The organism is Cyclobacterium lianum, assembly GCF_900143075.1.
Lineage (GTDB): Bacteria > Bacteroidota > Bacteroidia > Cytophagales > Cyclobacteriaceae > Cyclobacterium > Cyclobacterium lianum.
The window spans coordinates 424,754-440,032 of sequence record NZ_FRCY01000003.1; the positions used below are offsets into that span (position 1 = coordinate 424,754).

The window sequence follows — 15,279 nt, forward strand, 5'->3', positions numbered from 1 at the left end:
AAAGGTTAAAGTGGAAACTTAGCAATAATTTTCCGAAAACGGAAAGACTGCTTTCGGTCAGTGTACAGGGCCAATGTTTGGGCATCTTTCAAATCTAATTGCCATTGTTGTGCACTCACTGTTAATAGCCGAGGTACTATTAGCAATAGGCCAACAAAATAATTCCTGCTTTCCATAGTCATCTACCTAAGTGACAGTTTCCTTTACACATCACTATTCTTTAATAAGATGAAATGATCCGTTAAGCAGGAATTTGGTGGTTTCATCCAAGCCGGGGGAATCTAAGATTTCAACATGGCTATTATTGGAAAGGCCCTTTTTGACTTCCCTTTTAATGAACGTATAGCCTGTCTCCGACCTATTTTGAAGTGTTAAAACATAAAAGTTTTCCTCGATTTCAACCAACGCATCTTTGGGCAACGCCCATTTTTCTTCCGACCTAGTATAAATAACCGCTTCGACATACATACCAGGATTAAATCTTTCCGCAAGTTTCTCGTCCACTAAATGCCCATGAATCCCCAAAGTTCTTTCTTCCGGGTCAATGGTTTTACTGATTAAATATATGAATGCTTCATATTCTTGACTATTGTCTTCCTGAATCCTGAAACGAATGGGTTGTCCAACACTGATTTTTCCCAGGTCCTTCTCAAACACGTTCATTTCCAGGTGCACATGGTCTGTATTGACGATGGTAACAGCCATTTGTGATGGAGTCAGATAAGCCCCCTTTGAAATGGCCACTTCTGTCACATACCCATTTATAGGAGATCGTACAGAAAGGCTGGTACGGATGTTTTCAATGGTGAATGTACTTGGGTCGATGCTCATAAGCGCCAATTTCTTGCCTAAAGATGCTACTCTGGCTCTCGTTACTGCGTAGTCAGATTCAGCTTTAAGAAATTTCTTTTGAGAACTGATACTGTCCTGAACCAGGTTTTTTTGTCGCTCATAATCCGATTGAAGATAGGCCAATTGCCCCTTTGCTTCCAGAAAATCCTGTTGAATCTGTACATAATCCGGATTTTCGAGAACGAAAAGCTCTTGCCCTTTTTTCACACTTTGGCCTGGCAATAAACGGATTTCTTTCACCGTCCCGCCAAAGTAACTGCTTACCGCGGCCCGGTTTTCGGGCGGTACATCAATCATGCCTTTGGCTTTTACCACTTCATGGAAGGGCACCCTTTCCATGTTTCCCAAAGTCATTTTGGAGGACTGAAATTGAATTGTAGAAATCTCATAAGTTTCCACCCCAGACGATTCCTGGGCTACATTGGAAGCCACTTCCGGATCCGAACTGGAAGAACAGGAAGAAAGCCCAACGATAACCGAAATGACCCAGAAGCCAAAGGCAGGCCGGTTTATGAGGTGATTTCTTCTGGTTTTTAGGTATGCGAAGTTCATATTAATTCATTAAGTAGTTCGCTTCCAGTACTGTCATGTTGTACTGAAAAAGGCTGCTCAAATAGTTTGTTTCAATCGTTGTTGCATTTTCCAGCAATTGGACGTACTGGAGAAAATCAATTTCACCGTTTTGAAAGGCTTTTGTGGCATGAATAAGGGTTTCTTCAGAAAGTTTTCTACCCGATAGTTGGTAATAGTTGATCCCTTCTTCATATTTTTTCAAGTCTGAGCGAAGCGACCGATATTGCGAAATCAGCTGCATTTTATAATTTTCGGATTGGGATTCCAGAATGGAAGCACCCGTTTTAGCCGCGTCTATTTTAGACTTTTGAGCACCAAACCATAATGGGATCCCAATACCTACCTGAAAGCCCGGATAAGTTTGAATCCCTGTTCCATTATTGATACCCCTGAAAACAGAAGCTTTCAAATCTGGCAGCAGTTGCTGTTTTTCCAGATCGATTCTTCTGTCGGCAAGTGTTAACGCATCCGAGTAGTATTGAAGTGCAGGATGAGTTAGCGTATCCATCGGTTTTAATTCCAACCGGGTAAGTGATTGACTGATGGCCGTGTATTCCGAGCTTGATTGAAGCCATTTGTTCAGCCTGATACGCGCTTTTTGTTGGCTCTCCTGAATCTGCCGGAGCTGGATAGAAATTTCCTTACTTTTAGTCTCAGCGGTTAATTTCTCCAGGTAATTGGACTCCCCTTGCTCAAATTTCCTATTAGCAGCATGCTCAAAGGTACTGTACAGACTATCCAGATAGCTGAAATTAGTTAGCATCTCCTGCCAATAGACGATTTCATGGTAGGCTTTCAACACCTCCTTAGTTACCAGATAGTTATCCATGGCAAATTGGTCAGTAGCCAATTTAATTTCGCCTTTCATCACGTTTCTCTGGGAACTGTAAACAGTCGGGAATTTAAGCGATTGACTCAGGCCCCAAACATTGAGCACCAAATCATTGGGGGCTATATTGTTTTCATCTTTACTATAATAAAACTCCGTTTTACCAATGTCAATGGCAGTTCCCAACAATTGCTTACTTTGCTCTACCCGTTGATAAGATGCTTGTAAACCCCTATTATTTTGTAAAGCAATTTCCACTGCCTGATTGGCCGAAATTTTTTCACCCTGACCGTATCCAAATGCAGGAAGGCTTATAAAAAGCAAGATCACCAGGCCTTGTACTCTTGACTTTAATTTTGGAAAATGCCCTTTCCTATCAAACAATGCGTAAAGAACGGGTAATACCACCAGGGTAAGTGCGGTGGCGGATATTAGTCCTCCTACCACTACGGTAGCCAAAGGCCTTTGCACTTCCGCTCCCGCGGAAGTTGATACGGCCATCGGTAAGAAGCCCAATGCTGCCGCCGATGCCGTGAGAAGTACAGGACGTAACCTGTTTCTGGTGCCCATCAAAATCCGTCTGTTAATGTCTTTGATGCCGTGCGCCTTAAGCTCTTTAAATTCTTCGATCAGGACGATTCCGTTCAGCACCGCAATCCCAAAAAGGGCGATAAATCCAACCCCTGCTGAAATACTGAATGGCATATCCCTAATATACAACAGGATGACTCCACCTACGGCTGACATGGGAATGGCACTGTAAATAATAAGGGCTTCTTTCACCGAATTAAAGGCAAAATAGAGTAGTATGAATATTAAAATGAGAGCTATGGGTACCGCCACCAATAAGCGGTCTCTGGCCGTCCTAAGATTCTCAAACTGGCCTCCATATTCCACCGTGTAGCCAACTGGTAAATCAATCTTGCTATTGATGACCTGCTGAACGTCCTTCACTACCGACTCTAAATCCCGGTTACGTACGTTTACCCCAACCACAATCCTCCGTTTCGTGTCGTCTCTCGATATTTTAGCAGGTCCTGTAGTATAGCGTACGGTTGCAAATTCACTGAGAGGAACCTGATTTCCATTTGGTAGTTGAATGGTGGCCATTTCAATATCCTCCAAATCCCTGTGGTGTTCCTGATCAAATCTAACCACTAAATCAAATTGCTTTTCACCTTCAAATACGGTTCCGGCAGCTTTCCCGGCAAAGCCCATGGAGATGATGCTGTTAAGTTCATCCACATTCATCCCATATTTTGCAATCATTTGCCGGTTATAATTCACCGACATTTGTGGCAGCCCCGCCACTTTCTCGACGATGATATCGGCTGCTCCTTCGATATGTTGAATGGCCTTTTCTACTTCCAGGGCCTTGTTGTAAAGAATGTCCAGGTCTTCACCAAAAATTTTAATGGCCAAGTCGGCACGCACTCCGGTGATCAATTCATTAAAGCGCATTTCGATAGGTTGGGTAAACTCAAAATCGACTCCGGGTATTTTCGCTGCAAGTGCTTCTTTGAATTTATTGGCCAACTGATCCTTGCTTTCGGCTGACACCCAATCTGCTTTTGGTGCCAACTTGATCATGACATCACTTTCTTCCATGGACATGGGGTCTGTAGGTACTTCAGCAGCTCCAATCCTACTCACTACCTGCTTTACCTCGGGAAATTGCAATAGAATCTTTTCCATACGGGTAGTGGCTTTTATCGTATTGGTCAGGGAAGTGCCTGTTTTAAGTACGGGTTGGATCACAAAATCACCTTCGTCCAGTGTAGGCACAAATTCACCTCCCATGCGACTAAAGAGAAAGCCAACTACAATCATCAATACAGCTGATAGGCTCAAAACGGTTTTTTTCTCCCGAAGGGCCCAGGCCATGGTAGGTTTATACTTGTTTTCCAAAAAAGTGATGAGGCGGGAGGAAATTGTTTTTTTGTCAGGGTCAGATGGCTTAATAAACAAAGAAGCCATTACGGGAATGTATGTAAAGCACATTATCATGGCTCCTACCAAGGCAAATGAAAATACCAGGGCCATTGGCCTGAACATTTTTCCTTCTACGCCTACCAACGAAAGAATGGGAATGAAGACAATGATGATTATAAGCTGACCAAATACAGCAGAATGCATCATTTTGCTTGCACCATGATGGGTGATTTTATCAATGTAATTTTGTTTTTCTCCTTTCGGCAATGTCATCAATGTGGACCTCTCTGCCGTTATTTTGAAGGCTATGAATTCTACAATAATCACCGCACCATCTATGATAATTCCGAAATCAATGGCTCCCAGACTCATCAGGTTGGCATCCACTCCGAAGAAATACATGAGGGATAAGGCAAAAAGCAAACACATGGGAATGACAGATGCTACCACAAGTCCGGACCGTATATTCCCAAGCAGCAGTACCACCACAAAAACCACAATTAAACATCCTAAAATCAGATTTTCGGCTATCGTAAAGGTTGTTTTACCGATGAGTTCACTTCGCTCCAGAAAGGGATTGATTTGAATACCCGGAGGTAAGGAAGCCGATATCTCAGCTACTCGTTCCTTTACTGCCTCTATCGTAGCTTTGGAGTTGGCTCCTTTGAGCATCATCACTTGGCCCAATACTTTTTCTCCTTCTCCATTGCCGGTAATGGCACCAAACCGGGTGGCATGTCCAAAACCTACGGTCGCGACATCTTTAATAAAAACGGGAGTGCCTTTTCGGTTTTCAACCACGATGTTTTCGATATCTTCCAGGGAGGCTACCATGCCTTCCCCTCTGATAAAATAAGTTTGGTTGGTTTTTTCAATGTAGCCCCCCCCGGCCACGCTATTGTTTTTTTCCAATGCCAAAAAGGCCTGGGAAATAGAGATATTCAAACTTCGGAGTTTTTCCGGATTGAGCGCCACTTCGTACTGTTTGAGATGACCGCCCCAGGTATTTACCTCTACTACTCCCGGTATGCCGGAAAGTTGTCGCCTGACCACCCAATCCTGTATGGTACGCATATCCGATAAGGAATACCCGTCACGATGTGCCGAATCCACCTCTATGACATACTGATAAATCTCACCCAGGCCAGTGGTGATGGGCCCCATGAATGGTTTTCCGAATCCGGCAGGAATTTTATCTTCGGCTGCCTTTATTTTTTCAGCAATAAGTTGTCTGGGGAGATAAGTACCCATTTTATCATCAAAAACTACCGTTACCACGGAGAGCCCAAACTTAGAAATGGATCTTATTTCTTTCACATTGGGCAGGTTGGCCATTTCCAACTCTACCGGATAGGTAAGAAATTTCTCCACGTCTTCAGTTGCTAAATTTCGGGAAGTGGTTATGATTTGTACCTGATTGTTGGTGACATCCGGAACAGCACCAATGGGAATCTCAGTGAGGGAATAAATTCCAAAAGCTATCACTCCCGCTGAGAACAAAAGCACGATCAGTTTGTGGTGAATACTGTATTGTATGATCTTCTCTAACATTGATGGGCTGCATTTGGTATTCTCTTCAAATGTAGCCGACCAGTCCTAAAGCCTTTCTCAAGACTTTCTTAAGATTGGCTTAAGATCGCGAGGTGTTCTAAACCCAGCTACGGGAATAACCCAAAATTATTGATTTCCACTGCTGTAGTTACTTGAAATTCTCTCAATAAGGTGCCATCCATCGCAAGCAGAGAAGCAGCCCAATGCCCGTAACTTTTCGGAATGATAAAATTTTACGATTAACTATCCCTAGGATTTCCAATAATAAGCCTCTTTTTGGCAAAATAACAGGTAGGCTTTCAGGTCTCCCGTAGATTTTCTATTTCCGGATGGGTCAAAAAGTAATTATTACATTCGTACCCTGACCAAAGGTGCTGGTAACATTCAATTCAGCTTGAATGGCGTTGGCACATTTCTTTGCTATAGCCAGTCCCAGACCATTTCCCGGAATTTGCCGGTGACTCAAGGCATCAGATCGATAGAAACTGTCGTAAATATTGTTTAAATCCTCCTCTTGGATTCCGATTCCCTCATCCTCAATATTACAGATGATTCGGCCACCGACAATATCTACACCGATACTTATCGTCCCCCCATTATGAGAATATTTAATGGCATTGTTTAGGATATTGTCAACGATCATATTGCTGTAAAAAGGAGGCAAAAGTGCTTTTTCAGATTGATTGATACTTAGGTTTATGTTCAATTTTTTCTCTTTTATCAGGTTTTTAAACCGCGATACAGATTCCTCAAGGAGTGTTGAAATAGGGATTAGGGAATCCTTTTTGCTTCCGGCAGATGTTTCTAAACGGGCCAACATCAGAAGTTGCTCCAAGGTGGCCGTCATTCTGTCTATTTCTTCAAGACTGTAAAGTATCTTTTCTTCGTACTCTTGTTGGGATCTTGGTTTCCTGATCAGCACCTCCAGGGTACCCCGCAAGGTGGCAAGTGGGGTTCGGAGTTCGTGAGAAGCATCCGAGGTAAATTGCTTTTCCTTTTCTATGGCCTTTTGAATACGCTCCAGCAAGTCGTTAAAACTGGATGAAAGAAAATGGATCTCATCCTGGTTTTTGGGGAGATAAACGCGTTCATTCAGGTTGTTCTGGGTGATGTGCGTGATGGTACGGGTCATTTCCTGTATAGGTCGCACACTTCTACCCGCCAAATACCTTGACATGAAGTACAAACCTACCAGAATCACAACGTAAGAAACCATCAAGACCTCCTGTAACCTGGAAATCACGGAAAATGCAGACTCAGATGAAATGGCCGCAATAATATATCCTTTCACCTGCCCGTTATTTGTAATCGGTAGTTGAACCTGTCTGATCGGAATTTCCGTTAATTCGGCATTGTAATGTCCACCGTCTGACCCTCCCTGAAAAATTAAAAAATCTTGCTTAAGATTTGGAGATCGATCCATCACAGTGCCTCCCCTGTCATTCAATTGAATAAAGACTGGATTGACCTGTGTCTCGGTGTGTTCACGTTCTTGCCATTCTTGCTTGTTGATGAATTGAATGCTGTCCTTTACAAATTCGATCTCGTTTAAATGTTTTTCGGCTTCGTAGGACAAATCACTGTCCAGATTCTGAATAACAGTACTCCTAACAATAAAAAATATCGTTCCGAATACAAAAGCCATGATGATGGCAGTGGCCACCATATAATTGAACGCAATTCTATTTTTGAAACTAAGGCTTATCATTCTTTTGCAATATATCCTACGCCACGAACGGTCTGAATGAGATTTTCCTCATCTGACAAGGATAGTTTTCGTCGTAAGGCATTGATGTAAACATCTATGATACCCGTATTGTATTCGAAGTGAATATCCCATACACTTTCAATGATTCGTGTTCGCCTGCACACCTTGCCTTTGTTACGGATCAGGTACTCCAGCAGTGCAAATTCCTTCTGTGTAAGGTAAACCTCTTCTTTTCCTTTAAACACCTGATGTGTAGTTGTATCCAGGGAAATCGGCCCAAGGGTAAACAGGGAATGTTCCCCCATCTTTGGGCGAAGCTGCACTTTGATTCGCTCCAGAATTTCTTCGAAATGAAAGGGCTTCTTAATGTAATCATTTGCCCCAGACTGCAAACCAAATAAGGTTTCGTCAAGCGTGTCCTTAGCCGTTAGAAAAATAACAGGAGTGATTGGGAATTCTTTTCTGAACTGCCTGCAAATTTCAATACCGCTTAATCCCGGGAGCATCCAGTCCAACAAAAGGATATCGTACTCTCCCGACAAAGCCATCCTCAGGCCCGATTTACCCTCATCAGCCACATCCACAGCAAAAGACTCCTCCTCTAAGCCTTGCTTAAGGAAAGCCCCAATTCCCGGCTCGTCTTCAACTATCAAAATTCTCATTTACCAAATATCCAAATTAGCCGCTTAAATATCCATTAAATGAATCTTAAGAAATGCTTAAAATTCCAACCAGCTACTTTTTATTACTAGGTTATTCTTTCATTACTTTCTGCAGTCCATAGCCCTGGCTAATAAACAACCAATTGATATTTCTTACCGGTTTTCGTACGGATAACGATACGCGTCTTTCCCGATTTGTTCACCATTCTCTTTTCGATCCCGCTAATCGAAGAGAAGTCTATATCCGTTTGTCCCCGTTGGATATTTAATTGGTGAGACTTAAAAATAACTCTTTCATTGGTCAAAAACAGCTTTCTCCCAACGCCTTCAAGCCTTTTAACTAAGGCAGCGGGTCCCTCCTTTTCAATTATTTCATTTGGCTCCAGCACCGGATGAATGGTTGCACCTATTTTGGTAAATACTTTTCCGGCCTATGCATTTAACAGATAAGGAAATACCAGACCAAAAGTAATACCGAAAAACAGCCCCTTGAACAGCAAACTATTCAGCGACTCCACCTTGTTATCTGCCGACAAATAGTCCATTGTCCAAATTCCGAGGGTATATAGCGCTCCCATTTGAGAAGCTAGCGTCAGGCGGTATTCCCAGTCTGTTCTTAATTTTCACTCTCAATTTACGATCGTTTAGGAACCATTTTCAGCACTAATGGAATAAAATCGCTACAATCTTAAATTCAGGATCAAACTGGGTTTCTTATGTTTTTTGCATGGGCTGCGCAAAAGAAATTTCAATAAATTCAGCCGGTCTGTTGACGGCTACTGAAGCGGATACCCGCATTATACCACTCTGGATATCCTCATCCGTCATCGTTTCCCCTAACCCCACCCGCACGGAGAATGCCTCTAATGGGCTCGCTCCGACCAAAGCACCCATTTTCCACTGCTGTGTCAGGTAATTTTCCAGCATGGATTTGACAGTGATCCAGGTAGCAGCCTGATTGGGTTCAAAGGTGTAGGCTTTGACGGCCGCCAGCATCGATTGTTCGAGTACCATCACCGTCCGCCGCACATGAATGTATCTCCATTCGTTGCTGTTTCCATCCAATGTGCGCGCACCCCATACCAGCACGCCTTCTCCAATAAAGGAGCGAATCGCATTGACCGCTTTTCCATCCAAGGGTGTATTCAGGTATTCCTGCTCTTCTGTGGAAATGGGTACAGATGGGGCCATGACGGAATTCAGTGAAAGATTGGCAGGGGCCTTCCAAACCCCACTCGTGGAATCCACCAACGTGTACAACCCGGCCATTGCGGCCGCAGGTGGCAGTTGATTCAGGTACTTTTGCAAAAGTCCCATTAATGCTTTATACGACTGACTCATCGCCAAAAGCGTGCGGTGCAGGTTAGCGGGAGATAATTTGCCGAAGGTATCCTGGTCATCGTCCCAGCTATTCACGACAGCTGATGTATAATCGGGAAGTTGTTTTACCATAGATAAAACCCGCTCCTTTCGTACCGCTTCGCTTTCTAATTCATTTTCAGGATGATCGGTCAGCGCAAGTTCTCCACTGATCATTTCAACCAGCAGTGCCAGGCTATCATCCGTCAGATTTTGAAATGACAATTCTGATTCCTGCACAATCGTTGTTTCCAACCAGGGATAATATGCCGCTGCATAACTTAGTGATTCGGTTCCGACCCCTTCCCTGAACCGATCCACTACGGACTTCTCGCCCGCAGGATTTTGAAAGGCTTTGTAGCCTTGATACACATCCAAAATGGCCATCCGGTTGCCCATCTGTCCGCAATGGGCGATTTCCTTTCGGCACAGGCTATAAAATGCCTCGGCTGTATCCAGAGATACGGCATCGGGAAGCAGTACCAGGGTGGGTTCAGGTTCATTTTCCAGCCTACGGAGTCCGTCTGCGAGCCTTTCATCCCTAATCTGATCCTTATAATCACCCACAGAAATGATATAGCAAGCTCCCCCACCATTCTGAAAAAAGAATCGCATAGCTTCATACAGCCTGAAGACGGTTCCGACCCGACTCACATAATAGGCTTCCTTGTCACCTATCAGGTTCAGGTGCATATCAAACTTAGCTAGCTTTTCACCCCTTTCCTCTTTTTTGTCCGCTTCACTTCGGGATTTATCCCCTTCCCCAGTAGCTTTACGTATTCGAAACCGATAGTCTGCCGGACCACCAAACCACCGCTCAAATTCCCTTAACGAGCTGATCCGGAGGAGGCCATCTGCACCCGCAGCCGGAATTTTTTCAGTATACCCTATAAATGCAGGAATTGCAGTTGCAACTTCCACCACTGAAGAGGGGAAAGCGTTTTCCTCTACAATGTATACCCCAGGATTTTTAATTTTTTCCATTAGTTTAAGGTTAAGCGCAGGCCAAGTTACCCATTTTAACCATTAAGCAAGTAAATATCAGGTGTGGAAATATGCTTGATTTTCCTTATTTAAGCTAACTTTTAAAAACCCTTTTAAGGTAAAGTAATTGACCGGTGTGGTAGGAATGGTGATTGGCCATGATGATGATCTCCCGAAATATCGTATAATCCGGAACATGGGCAATCGGGGCAAATAGGTTGATTGAATTGTCCTCAATCAATCGGATCAATGCGTTGCGGTCAGCCATAAAACCTTCAATGGATTCATTCCAGGTTTTAGTATCCGTTTCAGCATTTGGCCAATAGTCATCCGGCCATTTCATTTCCCGGTAGTTGGGATTTTGAATAAAGTCGATGATATCCCGCTGAGCGAGACGCATGTGTTCCACCAGGTCCCAGGGGGAATGGGGAATTCCAGCCACCTTTTTATTGATGGCATTCAGGGGAAAATCAGCCACTACCCGCTCAAAGGTAATGTGGGCTTTTTCACCACTCAGCGATTCGATCAGGTGTTTACGCAGAATCTGAGTTTCAGTTCGGTTTAAAGGCATAAGTCAGGTTTTTACTGCTTTGTATCATCTTCATTTATCCCCTGGGTAAAACGCATTACAGCCAAATGCTGTGAATTTTCGAGAAGCGTAAACCGGTCAGGTGTGATTTCAAGACATAAATTACATGTTAGACAGGAAAAACCCTTAGAAAACCTCATTTTTCCGGGTTAGAAAAAAACACCTGTGAAACGGATGGCATTTGCCTAACCTTTCTTTTTCCAGTAGCGATTTCATGCACCTATTTGCTTCTCTAAACAACCCGGCTATTTCTGCCGATCATTGCCTGATCACCCACACATCTGTGACCCGCGACTGCTGTCTCCAGTTCAGGTGCTCCTCATCGGGTTTGTCAAAACTAATTTTTAGTTTGCCTTCGCTGATCAGCTCCCCTGGTAGTGGGAATTCCTTAAATTCCTCATAGCCCTTTTGATATTTCGAAGGGGTAAGCCGCTGTCCATTGGCACGCAAAAGGGCCTCACCAAAGCCTGATACGCGGATCAGGTAATCGGATTCAGGATCCAGCTCATCGTACTCCAGGGTCGGCGTAAACTGAAAGAGCTGTGTAGAAAGCCGCTTGCGGCTGATCCCGTTGTTTTCCCATAAAAAGTCGATCGCATCATTGGTTTTGGAGGTTACATGCCGGACATCAGCACTGGAAATATTATCGTAAAAGCTGCCTTCTCCCGGTGATTCATAGCTTCGGATAAAGTCCAGCCGGGCCAATTTTTCCGCTTCAGATTCAAATTGACGAATTTTAGCAAACTCGTCTTCCAGCCACCAGCGGTTGTTGAGCGGGTAATCAATAAAATCCAAAACAGCACCCCTTTCGGCACCGCTTGCCTGGTACTTTTCCACACTGCTCTGTGCGCCTATGCTTTGGAATAGCATTTCAGCATAGGCCAACACTTTTTCCTTTAGTTCCTGAGAAACTGGGTCTGTATCTGCTTTTTGCAGATGTTGCAGGGCTTTGGACATGGCCTGATCAGCTCCAATGGAATCTGCCTGGCCCAGGATTTCATAGGCTTTAGCCTCCAGCTCTTTTTCGAAGGCCAGCCGGTCCCGTATATAGGCATCGTAATAGGCCCGCATCAGCAATTGCTGCCAGCGCCAGTTACCGGACAGCTGCGGATTAGCAGCTTCCAGCCTTTTCCACAAGGCCAGGGTTTTTTCTATGGCTGGATTCTCCAAAATGGGACCGTCCCAATTTTCCTCCAAGGCAAATATACCCCTGGCAGCCTCCTCTCCTACCTCAGCACCAAAGAAAAAACGGGTATACTCCGCTACTATTGTGGCAGGGGCTTTCCCTGGATCCCATCCCAACTGGCTCCACATGACCTTGTTTATATCGTCATGGGTACCATCGGAATAAGTAATAAAACCATCGGTATAAGGGCTGTCCCTTTGAAAAAGGCGTGTGTACATTTCCGGCTGAGGATTGCAGGGTTCCCTTCCCAGGGTCAGGGCAAAGGCCTGATCCCAGTTTTCCACTGGATAATGACAGCGAATGGTATGGGTAATATCCGGATAGAACCTGTGCATGTATTTCTCCGGAAGGAGCTCCCGTTCCAGTGCTATGGGAGGGCTACTGGGGCCGTAAACCAAGCCCCTTAACCAATCCGGACTATTCTTATCCAGGTAATCAAAAAAATAGGTTACCTTCTCTTTGTTAAAACCCTGTAAAGAAACCCAAATACCCGCTTCCGGATGATATTCCTTCAGAATCTTTGACAGATCCTCCAGATAGGGTATCAGATCGGAAGGGTGGTTTTCCCCTGGATCTCCCCCCGGGACAAATACCGCATCCAAACGGGGACATCTGGCATAAAAGGCCTCCTGTGTCTCCAAACCCTCCTGATGGGCGCCTGGTTCAGTAAGGTCCCGGGGCGCCGGTGTCCAAACCCAATAGTCAACACCGTATTTTTCACAAATTTTGCTCAACTCCACTTCCATTACTTGCGGGTCCACCTTGAAGTGGGGGCTGGAATTCCCTTTCTGACAGGGAATGTTTTCAAACGCATTGGCTCCAAAAAGTACCTGTTCCCTGAAATGCTGGTCAAATTGCTCCACTGTCCAGGCGTCCCAGGAGTTGGCAGTATTCCTGTAACCAAACTGGTGGCCTCGAAGTGCATATTGAGGTGATTCAGAAAAATCAATGTCAGCATCCAAACTGATTTTTCCCTCGCTCATTCGGACCGTACGTAGTAGTTTGCCAATACCATAATAAATCCCACGGATATCCGCACCAATCACCCAGAGCGTGTTCCGGTCTCCCTCTTTTTCATGAAAAATCCGGTACCCTTCCCGCTTTTGTTCTACCGCATGGGGTCCTATCCGAATGGGAACAGTTTTCCCGTACAGGCTGTCAGCGGAAGCCAGAGTAAGTGCAACAGTAAGCTTGGAATTCCAATCCCGGCCTGTTTTCAGGGACTTGCTGGTCCTCTTTTCGATTTCTTCGATCAAAATCTTTTTAGCCGTTTTCTGTACGGTCTCCTTCATCTGCGGCGAAATCAGGATAACTGCCTCTGAAAGATCCAGGTCCTGCTGCTCCCTGGCAGAGCAGGAAAACAGGGACCAGATAACTGAGGCAAATAAACAGGTGTATGCAAATCTTTGCATTGAAAATGATTCAGGTTAATATGAAACAAGCCGATTGCCAGCTTAGAGCCACCGGCCAAAAGTGCGTTACAAGTATCGCCCCCACTGTATTACGCCAAGTAAGGTGAAAATTACCAAGGAGAGTGTTCTCTTTTTTTAAAATGAACCATGACCGGATATAATCAGCTAATTTCCACCGGCCAAATTTAGGTCATCATCAGGGGATTGATCTGTGAAGAGTCCTATACATTTTGACCCGGGCCATTTGTGGACCAAAAAAAGGCCGAAAATACTGAATTAGTACCAGGCTCGTATACCGCTCCCTGGTCTCCCGGGAATCGCCCGCATGAACCTGCTGATTTCCGGTAACGACCAGACAGGTATCTTCCGAACCTATTCAGCCATTGATTTCCCTAAACCGAAAAACAATAGTCAAAGATGAGCTCCCCATACCCGATTGATCTTTTTATATCACAAGCCTATAAAGCGAAAAGACGCTGATTCCATGAAATAACCCGAGCTTTCCCCTGAATAGGTTCGGTGGTCCGATAAATCCAGTTTGCGTACAGGTGCTTTTTTGCTGAAGTCAATCTTTTTCAAATCGACCCAAAAGGCATTGGGGGTCAGGGCCGTTTCAAAATAATACACCAGGTTTTTCTGGTCGGCCACCATGCGCCATCGGGTGGTTGACAGATTGGGATAGCCCTCAATTTCAAAGCCGTAAGGGACCGATACATTGCGGATAACACTAAATACACTGGCCACAGCCACCCGGGTATTGTCAGTTTGTGGGATAGAATTCAGAAAAAACGAGGCCCGCACAAAACGATCGGAGGAAGTGACCGATCCTGGTAAAAAGGTCTTGCCCGGGATGTTTTCCCAGTATTTGCCGATGGCCAACTGCTGCTCATAGGGAGGATCGTTGGTCATGACCTGGTAAGATGGATCGTGGTGGATCACCAGTCTACCGCCAATGTACTCCAGAATGGCGCTGTCACCGCTGGCATCGGAAAGTGACAGGTGCACCGTAGTAAACTTATTTGTCCCCGGAATAAAATCAGACACAACGGCAAAGGTAGCTTGACGCATGGCTGCCACCGCAGCCGCCACGGTTGCAAAATTATCCAGCATGTACTGGGCCCAGAGCGAAATGGCCAGGCCTTTTTTGTCGCCCTCTTTGTCAAAGGTGGGGTAAGTGGACTGTACCAGCCAAAGCATGTTTGCCACCAGTCCTTTTTCGTTCATCCCATCTGTAGTGGAAATGTCCCAGGAACTCACCGCCAGGCTGCCGTATCTGGATACCCATTCTATGGAATTTTTCCCTACTTCTCCACTTCGCTTCATTCCCCGGGGGAATATCCACTGATTGGCCGGGATTTCCAATGAAAAATCCATGGTCCTCCCGGTAATTACAGTATTGTCTGGACCACGGTAAACCACACGGGTGCAGGAATGGGATTCAGGTATTGAGCCAATGTTGGCCAGCAGGACCAGGAACAGGAAAAGGCATTTTTTTAGGAGTGACATTTTCAATATGTTTTTGGTTGACGATAAAAAGGAGACCGGTAATGAAATCCCTGGCTATGATACGGGTGCACGCTACCTGTATATAAACTACTTCTATGCATTAATCAATAACATAAACAGTAGAAAACCCTTGTAT

General features: G+C 44.8%; 8 protein-coding genes. All 8 read right to left on the reverse strand.

Annotated elements, in window-relative coordinates; all coding sequences use genetic code 11:
* Positions 1–213 precede the first annotated feature (213 nt).
* Positions 214–1,404, reverse strand: a complete 1,191-nt coding sequence (locus BUB19_RS06655) for an efflux RND transporter periplasmic adaptor subunit (RefSeq protein ID WP_084097037.1) — start codon at positions 1,402–1,404, stop codon at positions 214–216.
* A 1-nt stretch (position 1,405) separates the two neighbouring features.
* Positions 1,406–5,737, reverse strand: coding sequence for a CusA/CzcA family heavy metal efflux RND transporter (locus BUB19_RS06660; RefSeq protein ID WP_073093736.1), 4,332 nt, complete (start codon positions 5,735–5,737; stop codon positions 1,406–1,408).
* Between the two features lie 334 nt (positions 5,738–6,071).
* Positions 6,072–7,445, reverse strand: coding sequence for a sensor histidine kinase (locus BUB19_RS06665; protein WP_073093737.1), 1,374 nt, complete (start codon positions 7,443–7,445; stop codon positions 6,072–6,074).
* The gene (locus BUB19_RS06670; protein ID WP_073093738.1) at positions 7,442–8,107 is read right to left on the reverse strand and encodes a response regulator transcription factor; all 666 of its coding nucleotides are present in this window, start codon (positions 8,105–8,107) and stop codon (positions 7,442–7,444) included. The genes BUB19_RS06665 and BUB19_RS06670 overlap by 4 nt, the downstream gene beginning before the upstream one ends.
* A gap of 714 nt (positions 8,108–8,821) precedes the next feature.
* A complete protein-coding gene (locus BUB19_RS06680; RefSeq protein WP_073093739.1) occupies positions 8,822–10,450 on the reverse strand; it encodes a phage tail sheath family protein in 1,629 nt (542 codons plus the stop codon).
* A gap of 94 nt (positions 10,451–10,544) precedes the next feature.
* A complete protein-coding gene (locus BUB19_RS06685) occupies positions 10,545–11,021 on the reverse strand; it encodes a DinB family protein (protein WP_073093740.1) in 477 nt (158 codons plus the stop codon).
* A 276-nt stretch (positions 11,022–11,297) separates the two neighbouring features.
* Positions 11,298–13,637 (reverse strand): hypothetical protein, encoded by a 2,340-nt coding sequence (locus tag BUB19_RS06690; protein ID WP_073093741.1) that lies wholly within the window; start codon positions 13,635–13,637, stop codon positions 11,298–11,300.
* A 450-nt stretch (positions 13,638–14,087) separates the two neighbouring features.
* Positions 14,088–15,143 carry a linear amide C-N hydrolase gene (locus BUB19_RS06695; RefSeq protein ID WP_084097041.1) on the reverse strand — a complete coding sequence of 352 codons (1,056 nt, stop codon included), beginning with the start codon at positions 15,141–15,143 and terminating at the stop codon, positions 14,088–14,090.
* Between the last annotated feature and the right edge of the window lie 136 nt (positions 15,144–15,279).

Coding starts and splice junctions, on each gene's coding strand:
- BUB19_RS06660 (WP_073093736.1), bottom strand. CDS start 5,737: ATGTTAGAGAAGATCATACAATACAGTATTCACCACAAACTGATCGTG.
- BUB19_RS06685 (WP_073093740.1), bottom strand. CDS start 11,021: ATGCCTTTAAACCGAACTGAAACTCAGATTCTGCGTAAACACCTGATC.
- BUB19_RS06670 (WP_073093738.1), bottom strand. CDS start 8,107: ATGAGAATTTTGATAGTTGAAGACGAGCCGGGAATTGGGGCTTTCCTT.
- BUB19_RS06665 (WP_073093737.1), bottom strand. CDS start 7,445: ATGATAAGCCTTAGTTTCAAAAATAGAATTGCGTTCAATTATATGGTG.
- BUB19_RS06655 (WP_084097037.1), bottom strand. CDS start 1,404: ATGAACTTCGCATACCTAAAAACCAGAAGAAATCACCTCATAAACCGG.
- BUB19_RS06695 (WP_084097041.1), bottom strand. CDS start 15,143: ATGTCACTCCTAAAAAAATGCCTTTTCCTGTTCCTGGTCCTGCTGGCC.
- BUB19_RS06690 (WP_073093741.1), bottom strand. CDS start 13,637: ATGCAAAGATTTGCATACACCTGTTTATTTGCCTCAGTTATCTGGTCC.
- BUB19_RS06680 (WP_073093739.1), bottom strand. CDS start 10,450: ATGGAAAAAATTAAAAATCCTGGGGTATACATTGTAGAGGAAAACGCT.